Raw genomic sequence first — 14953 nt, 5'->3', positions numbered from 1 at the left:
TTAAAGCTTTCGACTTCCGTATGCTCGACCAGTCGTCGGCGGAAATCGTCGAGACCGCCAAGCGCACTGGCGCCAAGGTCGCGGGACCGATCCCGCTGCCGACGCGCATTGAAAAATTCACCGTGAACCGGTCTCCGCACGTGGACAAGAAGTCCATGGACCAGTTCGAAGTCCGCACCCACAAGCGCCTGCTCGACATCATCGAGCCGACCGCGAAGACGGTGGATGAGCTCAAGAAGCTCAACCTGCCCGCCGGCGTGGACATCACCATCAAGATCTGACCCTTTCGCCCGACCACGACATGAAGATTGGATTACTAGGCAAAAAGATCGGGATGACCCGCGTCTATGACGACAAGGGCAAAGCCACGCCCGTGACTGTCATCGAAGCCGGGGGCAATACCCTGCTGCAAACCAAGACGACCGAAAACGACGGCTACGCCAGCGTGCAGGTCGGATTCGACACGCAGAAAGAACAGCGCGTGACCCAGCCGCTGCTCGGGCACTTCAAGAAGGCCGGTTCCGAGCCGAAGAAGCGCATCAAAGAATTTCGTCTCCCTGACGGCACGACGCTCGAAGGAGCGATCGACCTGAGCGTTTCCCAGTTCGCCGTCGGCGATGTGGTGGACGTGATCGGCCGCTCGAAGGGCAAAGGCTTCCAAGGTGTCGTGCGCAAGCACAACATGGCGGGGCAGGGGCAATCGCACGGTTCGATGATGCATCGCCGCAACGGCGCCATCGGCAACCGCTCGACCCCGGGCCGCATCTGGAAGAACATGGGCATGCCTGGTCACATGGGTGACGAGCGCGTGACCGTCCAGAATCTCAAGGTCGTGCAGGTTCGCCCGGAAGAAGGCGTGATCCTGATCAGCGGTGCGGTGCCCGGCGCGAACGGCACTTACATCGTCATCCGCCCCGCGAAGAAAGTTCAACCGGAGGCTGCGAAGTAATTTATGGCTGCGAAAGTTCTAACTGTTGAAGCCGCGAAGGCTGCCAAGATCGACGTGATCGAGAATGGCAAATACACCCAGGTCGTCCATGACACCGTGGTCGCGATGCGCGCCAATCGCCGCAGCGGCACCGCTTCCGTGAAAACGAAGGCGACCGTGAGTGGCTCGGGCGCCAAGCCCTGGCGGCAAAAAGGCACGGGCCGCGCCCGCGCCGGTTATAAGTCGAGCCCCGTGTGGGTCGGCGGCGGCGTGGTCTTCGGACCGCATCCCCGCGATTACTCCAAGAAGGTCTCGAAGAGCGTGAAGAAGATCGCCCTGCGCAAGGCGTTGAGCGAGCGGATCAAGGCCGGCGATGTGTTCATCGTCGATGAGTTCGCCGTCAAGGAGCCGAAGACGAAGAACTTCGTCTCGACCATCGCCAAGATCACCGAGGAGCCGAAGACGTTGATCGTCTCCGCGGCCTTCGACAAGAATACCTACCTCGCGGCCCGCAACGTCCAGCCGACGCTGCTCATCACGGCCGCCGAGGTGAACACCGAACAACTTTTGCACTACCGCAAGATCGTCATCACCAACGACGGCCTCGCCCAAATCTCCGACCGCCTGGCCCCATGAACGAGCCCTACGACATTATCGATACGGTCCGCCTGACCGAAAAGGCGACGCTCCTCGCGGAGAAGGAAAACAAGTATGTTTTCCGCGTCAAGCCCCACGCCAACAAGACCCAGATCAAGGCGGCGATTGAGAAGCTCTTCAAGAAGACCGTGATCGCGGTGAACACCATGAATTACGCCGGCAAGAAGAAGCGCGAACGCACCGCTTCCTTCGGCCGCAAGTCGGACTGGAAGAAGGCCGTCGTGACCTTGAAGGCCGGCGACAAGATCGAACTCGCCTAACCCGTAACCAGCCATGGCACTCAAAACTTTCCGTCCTCTTACCCCGACCAACCGCTTCAAGGCGCTGCCGTCGTTCGAAGAGATCACCAAATCCAAGCCCGAGAAATCGCTGGTTGTTATCAAGCGCCGCTCCGGTGGCCGCAATAACAACGGCCGGATCACCTGCCGCCACATCGGCGGTGGTCACAAGCAGAAGTATCGGATCATCGACTTCAAGCGCCGCAAGCGTGACATCGTGGCTTCCGTGATCGCGATCGAGTACGATCCGAACCGCACCTGCCGCATCGCGTTGCTCCAGTATACCGACGGCGAGAAGACCTACATCCTGGCGCCTGCCGGTTTGAACGTCGGGGACAAAGTTTCCGCCGGCGAAACCGCCGAGCCCAAGGTCGGCAACGCCCTTCCGCTCAGCGCCATCCCGCTCGGCACGGCGATCCACAATGTGGAGCTCGTTGCTGGTCGTGGCGGTCAGATCGCCCGCAGCGCCGGTCAGCAAGTGATGCTGAACAACCGCGAAGGCGACTACGCCCTCGTGAAGATGCCTTCTGGTGAGCTGCGCAAGATTCACGTGAAGTGCTATGCGACGATCGGTGCGGTCGGTAATAGCGAGCACATGAACGTCTCCTCGGGCAAGGCCGGCCGCAGCCGCTGGCGCGGGGTTCGCCCAACGGTTCGCGGTATGGTCATGAACCCGATCGATCACCCCAATGGTGGCGGTCAGGGCAAGTCCAAGGGCGGTGGTGGACGCCATCATCCGATGTCGCCCTGGGGCCAGCTGGCGAAGGGTTTCAAGACCCGCCGCAAGCACAAGCCGAGCAACAATTTTATCATTGAACGTCGTAAGTCGAAGAAGAAGACGAAGTAACCTTTTTAACTAACACATCATGGGTCGCTCACTTAAAAAAGGTCCGTTCGTTGACGGACACCTCTACGACAAAATCGAGAAAATGAATGCCGCGAGCGTCAAAAAGCCGATCAAGACCTGGTCGCGCCGCTCGATGGTCACGCCGGACTTCGTGGGACACACGTTCCTCGTCCACAACGGTAAAATTTTTAACTCCGTCTTCGTGACGGAAAACATGGTGGGGCACAAGCTTGGTGAATTTTCGCCCACGCGAATCTTCAAGAAGCACGGTTCCCACACCGCGAAGGTCGCCAAGTAGCGCGAGCCACGGTCCAGAGTTGAGAGAATGAGAATCTCGACCCTAGGCCTGAAGTTCGCGGCGCTGGCCGCCGGGTTGAGCCTGATTTCGGTCGCAAGATCGGAAGGGCCGGCCAAAGGTTCTTTGTCAGAATTAGATATTGAATACAGCGAGTTGAAAGTGACCCTCGAGAAAGTTCTCGGGGAGAACAAACAACTCCGTGATGCTCTCGCTGAGACCGAGAAGACGCTGGCCGACATGAGGAAAAACCTCGCAGCGACCAGTGGCGAAAGCGAAATCTTCAAACGGCAGGCCGGGGAACTGAAGCTGCGGATCGAAGCCCTCGGGCTCGACGCATCCGGCGGCAACAGTGCCAGGCTCGAACAGCGACTGCTGGATGCGGTGGGCGACATGCGCGTGATGGCCGAAGAGAGAAAGAATCTCTCCGAAGTCCTCCTGCAAGTCTCCGAAGCCGCCCGCCTTTACCAAAAGACGGCGCCCAGTGCGAATCCCGAGGCCATCGCCACGCTCGAAGCGGCGTTCCGCAAAGCGGACACCGTGTTGAGCGGTTCTTCACCGAATGCGGTGGAAGCGGCGCCAGTGCCTTCGACCATTGCCGACGGCATGGCGATCAGTGTGCGGGATGACTACGCGCTGGTCGTGATGAATCTCGGAGCCAAACAGGGTGTGAAAATCGGGATGCCTTTCCAGGTCATCCGCGGGGATCGCATCGTGGGCAGTGTCCGGGTGGTCTCCGTTCGCGAGAGAATCGCCGGCGCCATCATTCAAGATCTAACTACTGAAAAAGACCGCATCAAGGTAGGGGACCACCTCAAAGTGGAAGCCCACCGTTAGCCAAATTTACGAAACCAAACTTAGACGAGCATTTAGCATGTTGATCAAATCCATCCATCGAGGCGCACGCATCTCGGCATTCAAGTGCCGGGAAGTGACGCGCGAGATTCAGGGCCTGCCCGTGGCGGCGGCGCTCGACCTTCTTGCTTTCACTCCGCGCAAGGCGGCGGTGCTCATCTCCAAGACGCTGAAAAGCGCCGTGGCCAATGCCGAGAACAACAACAACCTCCGCGCCGACAAGCTCGTCGTGAAGGAAGCCACCGTCGGTGAAGGCCCAACCTTCAAGCGTTTCCAGCCCAAGGCTCGCGGCAGCGCCGGCCCCATCCGCAAACGCACCTCCCACATCCGCATCATTTTGACGGACGAGATCGAGATCAAGCCCAAGCGCGCGCCGAAGAAGTCGGCCGGCAAGGGCAAATCCGCGAAACCCGCGGCGAAGAAGAAAATCGCCGCCCCGGTGGCCGCTGCAGCGCCCGCCGCTGTGGAAGAAACCGTAGCGACTCCCGCTCCCGAGCAGACCACCACTCAAGAATAATATGGGTCAGAAAGTTAATCCTATCGGCTATCGTCTGGCAGTGAATCGTGACTGGCGTTCGCGCTGGTACGCCTCCCCCAAGGAATTGCCTGAGTTCCTGAACTCGGATCTCAAGATCCGCAAGTATGTGAAGGACAAGCTCAAGCTCGCCGCGGTCTCCAAGATCGTCATCGAGCGCGCGTGGAACAGTATCCGCGTCACTATCTTCACGGCCCGCCCCGGCATCGTCATCGGCCGCAAGGGCACCGAGATCGAGAACATGACCAAGGAGATCGAAAGCCTCTCCAATGGTAAATCGGTCAAGATCGACATCCAGGAAATCAAGACCCCGGAACTCGACGCCCAGTTGGTGGCTGAGAACGTAGCTCTCCAGATCGAGCGCCGTATCAGCTTCCGTCGCGCGATGAAGAAGTCGATCCAGCAGACGATGGAATTTGGCGCCCAAGGCATCAAGCTCCGTTGCGCCGGCCGCCTCGGCGGTGCGGAAATCAGCCGCGCGGAATGGTATCGCGAAGGCAAGATCCCGCTCCACACCCTGCGCCAACCCATCGATTACGGCTTCGCCGAAGCGAACACCGTGTATGGCAAGATCGGCGTCAAGTGCTGGCTCTGCAAACCCGAAGGCGCGGCCGAACCGCAGCCGGTCGAGAAGCGCGAAGCGCCCGCTCCCGCCGAGGCCCCTGCCGCCCAGTAACACAACCCTTTAAGAAAGACACCAGGTTATGCCTTTGATGCCCAAACGAGTGAAGTATCGCAAGACCCAGCGGGGAAGCCGCAAGGGGACTGCGACACGGAACGTCGCCATTGATTTCGGAGCGTTCGCTCTCCAGACGCTCGATCGCGCCTGGATCACCAATACCCAGATCGAAGCCGCCCGCGTTGCGCTGACCCGCAACATGAAGCGCAAAGGCAAGCTCTGGATCCGGATTTTCCCGGACAAGTCCGTGACCGCGCGCCCGCCGGAGACCCGCATGGGCAAGGGCAAAGGCGCTCCCGAGTACTGGGTGGCCACCGTGCGCCCCGGCAATATCCTTTTCGAACTCGATGGCGTGCCGGAGTCCGTCGCCCGCGAGTCCCTGCGCTTGGCCGCCGACAAGCTGCCGATCCGCACCAAATTCCTCACCCGCCACCGCGCCGCCTAGTCTATGAAGATCAAAGAAATTCGTGAACTGAGCACGCAGGAGCTCGCCGCCCGCAAGCATGAGTTGCGTGAGGAGAGTTTCCACCTGCGCATCCAGCAGCAGAGCGGCCAGCTCGAGAAGCCGAGCCAGCTCCGCGCGATCCGCCGGGAAATCGCCCGCCTCGAAACGGTGCTCAAACAAAAGACCCAGGCCACTTCGGCCGCAGCCAAGTAAGCCATGAGCGAGCAGACCACAGCCACCACTACTGAATCCACGCCGTCCCGCGGCCTCCGCAAGGAGCGCGTCGGCCAGGTCGTCTCGACCAAGATGGCGAAGACCGCCATCGTGGAGACCACCACCCGCGTCCCGCACGCCAAGTTTGGCAAGATCGTCAAGCAAGTGAAGCGCTTCTATGCGCACGACGAAGAGAACAAGGCGCAGGTGGGCGATACCGTCCGCATCGCCGAGACCCGCCCGCTCTCCAAATTGAAGCGCTGGCGTTTGGTTGAAGTTCTCAAGCACTGACGTATACTCCGCGCCCCTTTTTATGCTCCAGATTCGTTCCAGACTAGATGTTGCTGACAACACCGGCGCCCGCATGGCGAAGATGATCGGCGTCATCGGCAAGAAGAACTCGCCCGAGGCCGGTATCGGCGACATCATCACCGCACACATCCGCGAGGCCAGCGCCGGCGGCACCGTGAAGAAGGGTGAAGTCGTCCGCGCCGTCATCGTCCGCACCCGGCATCCGATCCGTCGCGACGATGGCAGCTACCTGCGCTTCGACAACAACGCCATCGTCATCATCGACAAAGACCTCAATCCCCGCGGCACCCGTATCTTCGGACCCGTGGCCCGCGAACTCCGCGAGAAGAACTTCATGAAGATCGTCTCGCTTGCCCCGGAGGTACTGTAACCATGGCCAGCACCCGTTTTCACGTTAAGAAGGGCGACAACGTCCAGGTCATCACCGGCAACCACAAAGGTTCCATCGGCAAAGTGCTCGCGCTCTTTCCCGCCAAGCAGCAGGTGTTGATCGAAGGTGTGCGCATGATCAAGAAGCACACCAAGAAATCCCAGGACAATCCGCAGGGTGCCATCATCCAGCGCGAAGGCCCGATCCACGTCTCCAACGTCAAGCGTGTCGAGGAGACCGAAGCCACGAGCAAGGCGACGAAGACGAAATCGAAATCCAAGAAGAAAGCCTCCTAACCATGGCTGTTGAACTCTACACATTTTACAAGGATCGCGTGATCCCGAGCATGCAGGAAAAGCATGGCTATAAGAACGTCAACCAGATCCCGAAAGTGGTCAAGGTGGTGGTCAATAGCTGCGTCAACGCGAACACCGACGTCAAGCAGGGCCTCGAGGACGTGAAGAACGAACTCGCTCTCATCACCGGCCAGAAGCCGGCCGAGACCCGCTCGAAGAAGAGCATCGCGAACTTCAAGCTCCGCCAATACCAGCCGATCGGCGCGAAGGTGACCCTCCGTGGTCCCCGCATGTATGAATTCCTGGAGCGTCTCATCAAGACGGCCCTCCCCCGCATTCGCGATTTCCGTGGTGTTTCGACCCGCGCTTTCGACGGTAACGGGAACTACACCCTCGGCGTGCCCGATCAATCCATCTTCCCGGAAGTGGAACTGGACAAGATCAAGCGCAACATCGGTTTCGACGTCACCATCGTCACCACGGCGACGACCAACGCGGAAGCGAAGTCCCTGCTCAGCGAGCTGGGCATGCCTTTCACCGACAAGGCCAAGCGGCCTCCGCAAAAGAAGGCTGAGGAAACCCCAGCCTAATACCAGACATGAGCCAACTCTCCGATCCCATTGCCGATTTCCTCACGCGCCTGCGCAACGCCGGCACGGCCCGCAAGACTGAGGTCATCGCGCCTTACTCGAAAATCAAAGCCGAGGTCGCCCGCATCCTGAAGCAGGAAGGCTACATCTCGGACTACGAAGTGGACACCACGGGCAAGTTCCCGCAGATCAAGGTGACCACCAAGAACCACAACCGCACCTCGGCCATCACCGGCCTGAAGCGCGTGAGCAAGCCCGGCCTGCGCAAGTATATCGGCGTCTCCGAGATTCCGCGCGTGCTCGGCGGCATGGGTATCTCCATCCTTTCCACCCCGCGGGGCATCGTCAGCGGCCGCGAAGCCAAGAAGCAAAACATCGGTGGCGAATTGCTCGCCATCGTTTGGTAACTGAAATTTCGTTATGTCCCGTATCGGTAAAAAAATCATTGAGCTTCCCGCGAAGGTGAAGGTCACCATTTCCGGCGAAGGCGCCGTCAGCGCCGAAGGGCCGAAAGGCAAGCTCGAGTGGACGCTGCCCAAGCAGATTAAAGGCCGCGTCGACGGCACCACGGTGCACATCGAGCGCACCAGCGACGACCGCAAGGTCCGCGCGCTGCACGGTCTTTCCCGCGCGCTGGTGAATAACATCGTCACCGGCGTCTCCACCGGCTTCACCAAGGATCTCGAGATCCAGGGCGTCGGCTTCAAGGCGGCGGTCAAGGGCCCGATTCTCGACCTCAACCTCGGGTTCTCGCACGATGTGCATTTCCCCATTCCGCAAGGCATCAAGATCACCGTCGCGGAAAACACCAAGATCAAGGTCGAAGGCATTGACCGCCAGTTGGTCGGCCAGGTGGCCGCCGACATCCGCGCCTATTATCCGCCTGAGCCCTACAAGGGCAAGGGTGTCCGCTACGCTGGCGAACAGATCCAGCGCAAGGAAGGCAAAACCGTCCAATAAGCCATGGCTACGAAGAAACTCAATCCGCTCAAGATGCGCCACGAGCGCATTCGCAAGAAGGTCGCCGGCACGCCGGAACGCCCGCGCCTCGCGGTGCACTTCTCGGGCAAGAACATCTACGCCCAGGTCATCGACGACGAAGCCGGCAAGACGCTGGCCTCGGCGAATACGACCGAGAAAGATCTCCGCGCCAAGGTGCCCCACGCCAACGTCGAAACGGCCGTCAAGATCGGCAAGACGGTGGCCGAGCGCGCCAAGGCCAAGAACGTCGTCAAGGTCGTGTTCGACCGCGGCGGTTTCATCTACCACGGCAAAGTGAAAGCTCTCGCAGACGCGGCCCGCGAAGGCGGCCTCGAATTCTAAACTATTATGGCTGAACCAAGACAAGGACAGGGCAACCGCCCCCGCCGCGACCGGCAGGACAAACCGAAGGACGATAGCGGCCTCACGGAGAAGGTCGTTTTCATCAACCGTTGCGCCAAGGTCGTCAAGGGTGGCCGCCGCTTCAGCTTCAGCGCCCTCATCGTGACCGGCGACAAGCTCGGCAAGGTGGGCATCGGTTTCGGCAAGGCGAACGAAGTCAGCGAAGCGATTCGCAAGGCTTCGGATGCGGCCAAGAAAGCCATGGTCAAAGTTTCCCTGCGCGAACACACCATTCCGCATGAAGTGCTGGGCGAACACGACGGCGGCCGCGTGCTGCTGCGTCCCGCGTCCCCGGGCACCGGCGTCCGCGCCGGCACGGGTGTCCGCGCGGTCATTGAGGCGGCTGGCATTCGCGACATTCTCGCCAAGTCGCTCGGCTCGAATAATCACGCCAACGTCGTCAAGGCCACGCTGGGCGCGCTTCTGCAGCTCCGCGTCCGTGACCAAATCTTTGAAACCCGCGGAATCACGGCGAAGCGGCCCGTTACCGCCTAATCCTACTAGTTATGAATTTGCATACCCTCAAGCCCCGTCCCGGCGCCAAGCATCGGGTGAAGCGCCTTGGTTGCGGCGAAAGCAGCGGCCACGGCAAGACCTCGGGCAAGGGCCACAAAGGCCAGAAGGCTCGGTCCGGCGGCAGTATCCGCCTCGGGTTCGAAGGCGGCCAGATGCCCCTCATCCGCCGCATGCCCAAGCGTGGTTTCAACAACGCCGAATTCAAGACGCGCTTCGCGATCGTGAATCTCGACGCACTTAACGAGTTCGATAACGGCGCGACCGTGGACGAGCAGTCCCTGCTGGCCGCCGGCGTGATCCGTCGTCCCTACGACGAGGTGAAAATTCTCGGCAGCGGTGAGTTGACGAAAAAGCTGACGATCGTCGCGAACAAGGCCAGCGAAACGGCCAAAGCCGCGATTGAGAAAGCCGGCGGCTCTCTCACCCTCAAGTAATGGCCATCGCTGGATGCCTTGAGCGGGACGCATGGTGCTCAGTCCGCGATTAACGGGCTTCTGTAACGCAGCACGATCATGATCTCGGCATTCTCCAACACCTTCAAGATTCCGGAACTCAGGACCCGGATCATCTTTACGTTGATTCTGCTGGTGGTGGTCCGCGTCGGCGCGGCGATCACCTGCCCGGGTGTCAACGCAGCGGTGATCCAGGAATGGTTTGCCTCGCAGGTCAGCAATGACACCAGCGGCAACGTCGCGGCGCTGTTCAATATCTTTAGCGGCGGCGCGTTGGAAAACTGCGCTGTCTTCTCGCTGGGCGTCATGCCGTACATCAGCGCCTCGATCATGCTGCAATTGCTGACCGCGGTAATCCCGCAGCTCGGCAAGCTGGCGAAAGAAGATGGCGGACGGCAAAAGATCATGCAGTACACGCGTTATGCGACCATCGCGCTGTGTATCTTTCAGGGCTATTTGCTCGCGCTGACTTTCGAGAGCCCGGCGAACAATCCCTTTCTCCATGGCATCATGGATACCATCACGAAGATGCATACGCCTCTCGTGTCGGATCCGGGGATTGCTTTCCGCGTGATGATCGTGATCACGCTCACGGCGGGCACCATGTTCCTCATGTGGATCGGTGACCAGATCACCGACCGCGGGGTGGGTAATGGGATGTCGATGATCATTACGGTGGGCATCGTAGCACGTCTGCCCGCAGCTCTCATTCAGGCTTGGCGGACGTTTGTTCCCTCGGGCGGGCAGGGGAGTCAGGTAAACCCGATGGTGCTGGTGTTCATGCTCGCCTTCCTGGTGATCGTGATCGCGGCAGTCATTTGTGTCACCCAGGCGCAGCGCCGGATCAGTGTCCAGTACGCCAAGCGCGTGGTGGGACAGAAGATTTACGGTGGCCAGACGCAGTACATGCCCTTGAAGGTCAATTACGCGGGCGTCATGCCCATCATTTTTGCCCAGGCGTTGCTCGTGTTTCCCTCGACCATCGCGCAGACGGCCTTCAAGAACTCGCATTTGGCAACAAATATAGCGAACGCTCTGACCCATGGCTGGGTGCACTACACGGTCTACGGGGCGATGATTTTCTTCTTCAGCTATTTCTGGGTGGCCACCCAGTTTCAGCCGCAGCAGATCGCGGAAGACTTGAAGAAGTACGGCGGTTACGTGCCCGGTGTTCGTCCCGGCAAGCCGACGGCGGACTTCCTCGATTTCACCATGACGCGCCTGACGTTTGCGGGCGCGGTCTTCCTCACCATTATCGCGATCCTTCCGGGTATGCTCTCGGAGAAATTGAATGTGCCGTACATTACGGCGCAGTTCTTTGGCGGCACCAGCCTGTTGATTATCGTGGGCGTGATTTTGGATACGATGCGCCAGATCGAGACCCACCTCATCCAGCGGCATTACGATGGTTTCCTGCGCAAGGGCCGCATTCGTGGCCGGTTCGACCGCACGCCCACGGGCCGCGGCGAAGTCGTGCAACAGAATGCCATGCTCTGGCTCTATGTCCTTCTCGCGGTGCTGTTCATTGCCGGTATGGTGATCCTGGTCGCCACGCGGTTCCACTAATGCAGCGCACTGGCGCCGTAGCATGAGCATCCCGATCAAGACCGAGCGCGAGACAGAAAAGATGCGTCTGGCGTGTCGTGCCGCGAGTGACGTGCTGGAACGCGTATCGGGATTGGTCCGACCGGGAATTACCACCGGTGAAGTTGACCAGGCCGCTGCGGATTTTATCGCGGAGCTGGGATGCAAGAGCGCCTTTCTCGGTTACCGCGGCTTTCCCGGTAACATCTGCATTTCCTTGAATGAAGAAGTCGTGCACGGCATCGGCGGCGCCCGCCGCATCCAGTACGGCGATATCGTCAAACTCGATATCGGCGTAGTCAAGGATGGCTGGGTCGGCGATACCGCGACCACCGTGCCCGTGGGCATTATCGATGAAAAGATCCAGCGTTTGCTCACGGTGACCGAGAGCACGCTGGAGATGGCCATCACCCATGCGCAGAATGGCCGGCGACTCGGCGACCTGTGTGCCGCGATCGAAGACGAAATCATTGCCAATGGCTACACGGTGGTTCGCGAATTCGTGGGACATGGTGTCGGCCGCAAGCTACACGAAGAGCCGCAGGTTCCCAACTACGGCCGGCCCGGCAGCGGGCCCAAGCTGAAGCCGGGCATGACGCTGGCGATCGAGCCGATGGTCAACATGGGCACCGCGGGAGTCCGCGTCCTGGATGACAAATGGACGGTCGTGACCCTCGACGGAAAGCCGTCCGCGCATTTCGAACACACAGTGCTCATCACCAAGGGTGAGCCGGAAATCCTGACATGGCGAAAAAAGACGCTATTGAAGTAGAAGGCAAGGTCGTCGAACTCCTGCCCAATACCATGTTTCGAGTCGAGCTCCCCAACGGGCACCGCATCCTCGCCCACATTTCCGGAAAAATGCGTTTGCACTTCATTAGGATCTTGCCAGGGGACAAAGTTCTGCTAGAGATGTCCCCCTACGATTTGACCAAAGGTCGTATTACCTTCCGGCAAAAGTAGCGAAACCGCCCGTATCGCACTGGGTTTTCCCAGCGCGATTTTTTGTCCTCCAAACACAAACCAAATTTTAAATCATGAAAGTAAGAGCATCCGTCAAAAGGCTTTGCGAATCCTGCCGCATCGTGAAGCGCAAGAACGTGGTCCGCGTCATTTGCAAGAATACGCGCCACAAGCAGCGGCAAGGCTGAAGCCATTTTCGATTTTCGATTTCGGGAATTCCGATTCAGAAAATCAGCCGGCTAAATCCAATCAAAAATCGAAAATCGAAAATCAAACTCCATAATATATGCCCCGAATCCTAGGCGTTGAAATTCCTGGCGACAAACGCATCGAAGCGTCGCTCCCGTACATTTACGGCATCGGCCCGAGCACTGCGAAGCGCATCCTCGAGCAAGCCAACATCAATCCCGACGCGCGCGCCAAGGATCTGTCCAACGAACAGTTGAACCAGATCATCCAGGCCATCACGGCGAGCAAGCTCCCGATCGAGGGCGATCTGCGCCGCGAATTGCAGGCCAACCTCAAGCGCCTGCAAGCCATCAACTGCTATCGTGGCATTCGCCACCGCCGCGGACTGCCCGTGCGCGGTCAGCGGACCTCCACCAACGCCCGCACACGCAAGGGCCCGCGTAAGACCGTGGGTGTCCAGCGCGCCAAGGATGCGAAACCGGCGTAACCCCATAACGAACGAAGATCATGCCTGATTCCGACAAGACAGAGGCCCCGAAAGCCGAAACCGCAGCTCCGGCTGCAGCCGCTGCGGCTCCCGCTGCGACCGAGACCGCTCCGAAGGCCCCCAAGAAGGCTCCGAAAGCCAAGAAAGACGCTGCCGCCGCCGCTCCCGAGCCGAAGAAAGAGGAAAACCTCTCGCTCGATCCGAACGCCGTCGTTGAGCAAATCAAGATCGTCAAGGCCAAAGGCAGCAAGAATGTCCACAGCGGCATTGCCCACATCGTGGCTTCGTTCAACAATACGATCGTCACCATCACCGACCTGACCGGTTCGACCATCGGTTGGTCGAGCGCCGGCAAGTGCGGCTTCAAGGGCTCGCGCAAGAGCACGGCTTACGCCGCGCAGATGGTCGCGCAGGACGCCTGCCGCCAGGCGATGGGCCATGGCCTCAAGGAAGTCGAAGTTCGCGTCAAGGGCCCCGGTGCCGGCCGCGAATCCGCCGTCCGCGCCATCCAGGCCGTGGGCCTCGAGATCAGCATCATCAAGGACGTGACCCCGGTGCCGCACAACGGCTGCCGCCCACCCAAGCAACGCCGCGTCTGACCGTTCAAACTCACTAAACTCAATTCGTTATGGCACGTTATACTGGCCCCAAAACAAGAATCAGCCGCCGCTTCGGAGTCGCCCTTTTCGGCCCCTCGAAAGCGCTGGAACGCAAGAACTACGGCCCCGGCATGCACGGACCGAAGGGCTCGCGCCGCAAGCAGTCCGAATACGCGATCGCCTTGGGCGAGAAGCAGAAGCTGCGTTACCAATACGGCGTCCTCGAGAAACAGTTCCGCCGCTACTTCGGCATCGCCTCCCAACGCCGTGGTGTGACCGGTGAGATCCTCCTTCAGTTGCTCGAGACCCGTCTCGACAACGTCATCTACCGCCTCGGCTTCGCGAACTCCCGCAGCGCCGCCCGGCAGATGGTTTCGCACGGCCACGTGCAGGTCAATGGCCGCAAGGTCGACGTCTCTTCCTTCAACGTGAAGGCCGGCGATGCGATCACGGTCAAAGACAAGCCGCAGTCCCGCCGTCTGGCGGCGAAGAACCTCGAGTTGACGCAGATCACCCCGGTGCCGGATTGGCTCACGGTGGACAAGGATCAGTTCGCCGGCAAGGTCTCGCGCATCCCGACCCGCGAAGAGATCGCCCCGATCGTCAACGAGCAGTTGATCGTCGAACTTTACTCGCGCTAATCCCACGGAGTCTCACTTTCGGCGCAGGTTGCCTCGTGCAGCCTGCGCCGTTTTTGTTTCTCGATGGGATGGCTGGGACAAAGAGGAGGGATGGGATCCATGCATCCCATCAGTCCTGTGCTTCAAATCTCTCCGGGTTCTACGGCCTATTCGAATTCGTCGTCCGGACCCCAGAGGTGTTCCTTGGTCCAGCGGTTTTCGTAGAGCTTGCACAATCCGATGGCCGGAGCTACGCCGCCATAGTACGACGCCGTGGTCGTGTACTGCTTGTCCTCGTCGTAGGTGCCGACGGCGATCACCACATGATCGAAGTGCTCGCTGAGCAATTCGAATGCTTTGTCGATCATCTGCTGCTGAACTTCGGTCATGCGGAAAACCTGCGAGCGAAATGGAAAAGTGGAAAGCGGAAATTTCTCATGGGCCACGGACGGAGAGAGACGGCTTCTGCTCGCGGGTGCTGAACCCGGGCGGAGTTGCAGGCGAGGTTGACCGTCGCTTGTGAATCTTTTCACAAATTCCGCTTGCGGCGCCCGCCACGCCAAACGTACCGTCCCTCATCCGCCAATGGCCGTCACCACGACAGAACTCGAACATCCCGACACCCTGGCCCGCACGCAAGCCGCTCTCAGCGAGGGCAGCGATACTTCGGACCTTCTAGGGGAAAAGCTGATCCTCAACATGGGGCCGTCGCATCCGGCGACGCATGGTGTGCTGCGGATCATCCTCGAACTCGACGGCGAGATCATCACCAAGGCCACGCCGGACATCGGCTACCTGCATCGCGGCGACGAAAAGATCGCCGAGAACATGCACTACAACCAGTTCATCCCCTACACGGA

The 14953-nt window shown here is 59.9% G+C and carries 28 protein-coding genes and 1 pseudogene; 28 read left to right on the top strand and 1 reads right to left on the bottom strand.

What is annotated here, in order from left to right:
• From rpsJ to rpsD, 27 genes are all read left to right on the top strand, one after another.
• Positions 1 to 281: 30S ribosomal protein S10 (gene rpsJ, locus ABJF10_RS20955; protein ID WP_348546561.1), on the top strand; the 281-nt coding region annotated here is incomplete at its 5' end.
• Between the two features lie 20 nt (positions 282 to 301).
• On the top strand, positions 302 to 949 hold the full coding sequence (gene rplC, locus ABJF10_RS20950; RefSeq protein ID WP_348546560.1) for a 50S ribosomal protein L3: 648 nt from the start codon (positions 302 to 304) through the stop codon (positions 947 to 949).
• Positions 950 to 952: 3 nt separating this feature from the next.
• Positions 953 to 1564 carry a 50S ribosomal protein L4 gene (rplD, locus tag ABJF10_RS20945; RefSeq protein ID WP_348546559.1) on the top strand — a complete coding sequence of 204 codons (612 nt, stop codon included), beginning with the start codon at positions 953 to 955 and terminating at the stop codon, positions 1562 to 1564.
• Positions 1561 to 1845, top strand: a complete 285-nt coding sequence (gene rplW, locus ABJF10_RS20940) for a 50S ribosomal protein L23 (protein WP_348546558.1) — start codon at positions 1561 to 1563, stop codon at positions 1843 to 1845. Before rplD ends, rplW begins: the two co-directional genes overlap by 4 nt.
• Before the next feature lie 13 nt (positions 1846 to 1858).
• Complete coding sequence (gene rplB / locus ABJF10_RS20935) at positions 1859 to 2710, top strand: 50S ribosomal protein L2 (RefSeq protein WP_348546557.1); 852 nt, start codon at positions 1859 to 1861, stop codon at positions 2708 to 2710.
• 19 nt (positions 2711 to 2729) lie between these two features.
• Positions 2730 to 3008, top strand: coding sequence for a 30S ribosomal protein S19 (gene rpsS / locus ABJF10_RS20930; RefSeq protein ID WP_348546556.1), 279 nt, complete (start codon positions 2730 to 2732; stop codon positions 3006 to 3008).
• Between the two features lie 27 nt (positions 3009 to 3035).
• The gene (locus ABJF10_RS20925) at positions 3036 to 3842 is read left to right on the top strand and encodes a hypothetical protein (RefSeq protein ID WP_348546555.1); all 807 of its coding nucleotides are present in this window, start codon (positions 3036 to 3038) and stop codon (positions 3840 to 3842) included.
• Between the two features lie 37 nt (positions 3843 to 3879).
• Positions 3880 to 4377: a 50S ribosomal protein L22 gene (gene rplV / locus ABJF10_RS20920; RefSeq protein WP_348546554.1), complete on the top strand. Its 498-nt coding sequence runs from the start codon at positions 3880 to 3882 to the stop codon at positions 4375 to 4377.
• Between the two features lies 1 nt (position 4378).
• On the top strand, positions 4379 to 5071 hold the full coding sequence (gene rpsC, locus ABJF10_RS20915; RefSeq protein ID WP_348546553.1) for a 30S ribosomal protein S3: 693 nt from the start codon (positions 4379 to 4381) through the stop codon (positions 5069 to 5071).
• A 28-nt stretch (positions 5072 to 5099) separates the two neighbouring features.
• Positions 5100 to 5519: a 50S ribosomal protein L16 gene (rplP, locus tag ABJF10_RS20910; RefSeq protein WP_348546552.1), complete on the top strand. Its 420-nt coding sequence runs from the start codon at positions 5100 to 5102 to the stop codon at positions 5517 to 5519.
• 3 nt (positions 5520 to 5522) lie between these two features.
• The gene (rpmC, locus tag ABJF10_RS20905; RefSeq protein WP_348546551.1) at positions 5523 to 5732 is read left to right on the top strand and encodes a 50S ribosomal protein L29; all 210 of its coding nucleotides are present in this window, start codon (positions 5523 to 5525) and stop codon (positions 5730 to 5732) included.
• Positions 5733 to 5735: 3 nt separating this feature from the next.
• Complete coding sequence (gene rpsQ, locus ABJF10_RS20900) at positions 5736 to 6023, top strand: 30S ribosomal protein S17 (protein WP_348546550.1); 288 nt, start codon at positions 5736 to 5738, stop codon at positions 6021 to 6023.
• A gap of 22 nt (positions 6024 to 6045) precedes the next feature.
• A complete protein-coding gene (gene rplN / locus ABJF10_RS20895) occupies positions 6046 to 6414 on the top strand; it encodes a 50S ribosomal protein L14 (protein WP_348546549.1) in 369 nt (122 codons plus the stop codon).
• Between the two features lie 2 nt (positions 6415 to 6416).
• A complete protein-coding gene (gene rplX / locus ABJF10_RS20890) occupies positions 6417 to 6710 on the top strand; it encodes a 50S ribosomal protein L24 (RefSeq protein ID WP_348546548.1) in 294 nt (97 codons plus the stop codon).
• Positions 6711 to 6712: 2 nt separating this feature from the next.
• Positions 6713 to 7300, top strand: a complete 588-nt coding sequence (gene rplE, locus ABJF10_RS20885; protein ID WP_348546547.1) for a 50S ribosomal protein L5 — start codon at positions 6713 to 6715, stop codon at positions 7298 to 7300.
• 8 nt (positions 7301 to 7308) lie between these two features.
• Positions 7309 to 7707 carry a 30S ribosomal protein S8 gene (gene rpsH / locus ABJF10_RS20880; RefSeq protein WP_348546546.1) on the top strand — a complete coding sequence of 133 codons (399 nt, stop codon included), beginning with the start codon at positions 7309 to 7311 and terminating at the stop codon, positions 7705 to 7707.
• Positions 7708 to 7720: 13 nt separating this feature from the next.
• Positions 7721 to 8260, top strand: coding sequence for a 50S ribosomal protein L6 (gene rplF / locus ABJF10_RS20875; protein WP_348546545.1), 540 nt, complete (start codon positions 7721 to 7723; stop codon positions 8258 to 8260).
• 3 nt (positions 8261 to 8263) lie between these two features.
• Complete coding sequence (rplR, locus tag ABJF10_RS20870; RefSeq protein ID WP_348546544.1) at positions 8264 to 8623, top strand: 50S ribosomal protein L18; 360 nt, start codon at positions 8264 to 8266, stop codon at positions 8621 to 8623.
• 6 nt (positions 8624 to 8629) lie between these two features.
• Entirely contained in the window at positions 8630 to 9178 is a 549-nt protein-coding gene (rpsE, locus tag ABJF10_RS20865; RefSeq protein WP_348546543.1) for a 30S ribosomal protein S5, read from the top strand.
• Between the two features lie 11 nt (positions 9179 to 9189).
• On the top strand, positions 9190 to 9633 hold the full coding sequence (gene rplO / locus ABJF10_RS20860) for a 50S ribosomal protein L15 (protein ID WP_348546542.1): 444 nt from the start codon (positions 9190 to 9192) through the stop codon (positions 9631 to 9633).
• Between the two features lie 78 nt (positions 9634 to 9711).
• Positions 9712 to 11217, top strand: a complete 1506-nt coding sequence (secY, locus tag ABJF10_RS20855; RefSeq protein WP_348546541.1) for a preprotein translocase subunit SecY — start codon at positions 9712 to 9714, stop codon at positions 11215 to 11217.
• 22 nt (positions 11218 to 11239) lie between these two features.
• Positions 11240 to 12007, top strand: a complete 768-nt coding sequence (gene map / locus ABJF10_RS20850; RefSeq protein ID WP_348546540.1) for a type I methionyl aminopeptidase — start codon at positions 11240 to 11242, stop codon at positions 12005 to 12007.
• Positions 11980 to 12198: a translation initiation factor IF-1 gene (gene infA / locus ABJF10_RS20845; protein WP_348546539.1), complete on the top strand. Its 219-nt coding sequence runs from the start codon at positions 11980 to 11982 to the stop codon at positions 12196 to 12198. The genes map and infA overlap by 28 nt, the downstream gene beginning before the upstream one ends.
• A 74-nt stretch (positions 12199 to 12272) precedes the next feature.
• Positions 12273 to 12386, top strand: coding sequence for a 50S ribosomal protein L36 (rpmJ, locus tag ABJF10_RS20840; protein WP_083804931.1), 114 nt, complete (start codon positions 12273 to 12275; stop codon positions 12384 to 12386).
• Positions 12387 to 12484: 98 nt separating this feature from the next.
• A complete protein-coding gene (rpsM, locus tag ABJF10_RS20835) occupies positions 12485 to 12874 on the top strand; it encodes a 30S ribosomal protein S13 (RefSeq protein WP_348546538.1) in 390 nt (129 codons plus the stop codon).
• 20 nt (positions 12875 to 12894) lie between these two features.
• The gene (gene rpsK, locus ABJF10_RS20830; protein ID WP_348546537.1) at positions 12895 to 13473 is read left to right on the top strand and encodes a 30S ribosomal protein S11; all 579 of its coding nucleotides are present in this window, start codon (positions 12895 to 12897) and stop codon (positions 13471 to 13473) included.
• A gap of 29 nt (positions 13474 to 13502) precedes the next feature.
• On the top strand, positions 13503 to 14114 hold the full coding sequence (gene rpsD, locus ABJF10_RS20825) for a 30S ribosomal protein S4 (protein ID WP_348546536.1): 612 nt from the start codon (positions 13503 to 13505) through the stop codon (positions 14112 to 14114).
• 146 nt (positions 14115 to 14260) lie between these two features.
• Here the strand turns inward: rpsD and ABJF10_RS20820 are convergent, their stop codons facing one another.
• A complete protein-coding gene (locus ABJF10_RS20820; RefSeq protein ID WP_348546535.1) occupies positions 14261 to 14482 on the bottom strand; it encodes a hypothetical protein in 222 nt (73 codons plus the stop codon).
• Between the two features lie 196 nt (positions 14483 to 14678).
• Here ABJF10_RS20820 and ABJF10_RS20815 point away from each other — a divergent pair.
• Positions 14679 to 14953: pseudogene (locus tag ABJF10_RS20815) on the top strand (NADH-quinone oxidoreductase subunit D); the annotation flags it as partial.

Origin of the sequence: Chthoniobacter sp., from assembly GCF_040003245.1 — a bacterium.
In the GTDB taxonomy this organism is placed as follows: Bacteria; Verrucomicrobiota; Verrucomicrobiia; order Chthoniobacterales; family Chthoniobacteraceae; genus Chthoniobacter.
This window is presented reverse-complemented; position numbering and strand designations above follow the sequence as displayed.

What these genes read in the sequence shown, in the direction of transcription:
- ABJF10_RS20820 (WP_348546535.1), bottom strand. Translation starts at nt 14,482, where the DNA reads ATGACCGAAGTTCAGCAGCAGATGATCGACAAAGCATTCGAATTGCTC.
- rplB (WP_348546557.1), top strand. Translation starts at nt 1,859, where the DNA reads ATGGCACTCAAAACTTTCCGTCCTCTTACCCCGACCAACCGCTTCAAG.
- rpsM (WP_348546538.1), top strand. Translation starts at nt 12,485, where the DNA reads ATGCCCCGAATCCTAGGCGTTGAAATTCCTGGCGACAAACGCATCGAA.
- rplF (WP_348546545.1), top strand. Translation starts at nt 7,721, where the DNA reads ATGTCCCGTATCGGTAAAAAAATCATTGAGCTTCCCGCGAAGGTGAAG.
- rplC (WP_348546560.1), top strand. Translation starts at nt 302, where the DNA reads ATGAAGATTGGATTACTAGGCAAAAAGATCGGGATGACCCGCGTCTAT.
- rplW (WP_348546558.1), top strand. Translation starts at nt 1,561, where the DNA reads ATGAACGAGCCCTACGACATTATCGATACGGTCCGCCTGACCGAAAAG.
- rplD (WP_348546559.1), top strand. Translation starts at nt 953, where the DNA reads ATGGCTGCGAAAGTTCTAACTGTTGAAGCCGCGAAGGCTGCCAAGATC.
- rpsQ (WP_348546550.1), top strand. Translation starts at nt 5,736, where the DNA reads ATGAGCGAGCAGACCACAGCCACCACTACTGAATCCACGCCGTCCCGC.
- rplO (WP_348546542.1), top strand. Translation starts at nt 9,190, where the DNA reads ATGAATTTGCATACCCTCAAGCCCCGTCCCGGCGCCAAGCATCGGGTG.
- ABJF10_RS20925 (WP_348546555.1), top strand. Translation starts at nt 3,036, where the DNA reads ATGAGAATCTCGACCCTAGGCCTGAAGTTCGCGGCGCTGGCCGCCGGG.
- secY (WP_348546541.1), top strand. Translation starts at nt 9,712, where the DNA reads ATGATCTCGGCATTCTCCAACACCTTCAAGATTCCGGAACTCAGGACC.
- rplV (WP_348546554.1), top strand. Translation starts at nt 3,880, where the DNA reads ATGTTGATCAAATCCATCCATCGAGGCGCACGCATCTCGGCATTCAAG.
- rplP (WP_348546552.1), top strand. Translation starts at nt 5,100, where the DNA reads ATGCCTTTGATGCCCAAACGAGTGAAGTATCGCAAGACCCAGCGGGGA.
- rplX (WP_348546548.1), top strand. Translation starts at nt 6,417, where the DNA reads ATGGCCAGCACCCGTTTTCACGTTAAGAAGGGCGACAACGTCCAGGTC.
- infA (WP_348546539.1), top strand. Translation starts at nt 11,980, where the DNA reads ATGGCGAAAAAAGACGCTATTGAAGTAGAAGGCAAGGTCGTCGAACTC.
- rpsD (WP_348546536.1), top strand. Translation starts at nt 13,503, where the DNA reads ATGGCACGTTATACTGGCCCCAAAACAAGAATCAGCCGCCGCTTCGGA.
- map (WP_348546540.1), top strand. Translation starts at nt 11,240, where the DNA reads ATGAGCATCCCGATCAAGACCGAGCGCGAGACAGAAAAGATGCGTCTG.
- rpmC (WP_348546551.1), top strand. Translation starts at nt 5,523, where the DNA reads ATGAAGATCAAAGAAATTCGTGAACTGAGCACGCAGGAGCTCGCCGCC.
- rpsS (WP_348546556.1), top strand. Translation starts at nt 2,730, where the DNA reads ATGGGTCGCTCACTTAAAAAAGGTCCGTTCGTTGACGGACACCTCTAC.
- rpmJ (WP_083804931.1), top strand. Translation starts at nt 12,273, where the DNA reads ATGAAAGTAAGAGCATCCGTCAAAAGGCTTTGCGAATCCTGCCGCATC.
- rpsH (WP_348546546.1), top strand. Translation starts at nt 7,309, where the DNA reads ATGAGCCAACTCTCCGATCCCATTGCCGATTTCCTCACGCGCCTGCGC.
- rplR (WP_348546544.1), top strand. Translation starts at nt 8,264, where the DNA reads ATGGCTACGAAGAAACTCAATCCGCTCAAGATGCGCCACGAGCGCATT.
- rpsE (WP_348546543.1), top strand. Translation starts at nt 8,630, where the DNA reads ATGGCTGAACCAAGACAAGGACAGGGCAACCGCCCCCGCCGCGACCGG.
- rpsC (WP_348546553.1), top strand. Translation starts at nt 4,379, where the DNA reads ATGGGTCAGAAAGTTAATCCTATCGGCTATCGTCTGGCAGTGAATCGT.
- rpsK (WP_348546537.1), top strand. Translation starts at nt 12,895, where the DNA reads ATGCCTGATTCCGACAAGACAGAGGCCCCGAAAGCCGAAACCGCAGCT.
- rplN (WP_348546549.1), top strand. Translation starts at nt 6,046, where the DNA reads ATGCTCCAGATTCGTTCCAGACTAGATGTTGCTGACAACACCGGCGCC.
- rplE (WP_348546547.1), top strand. Translation starts at nt 6,713, where the DNA reads ATGGCTGTTGAACTCTACACATTTTACAAGGATCGCGTGATCCCGAGC.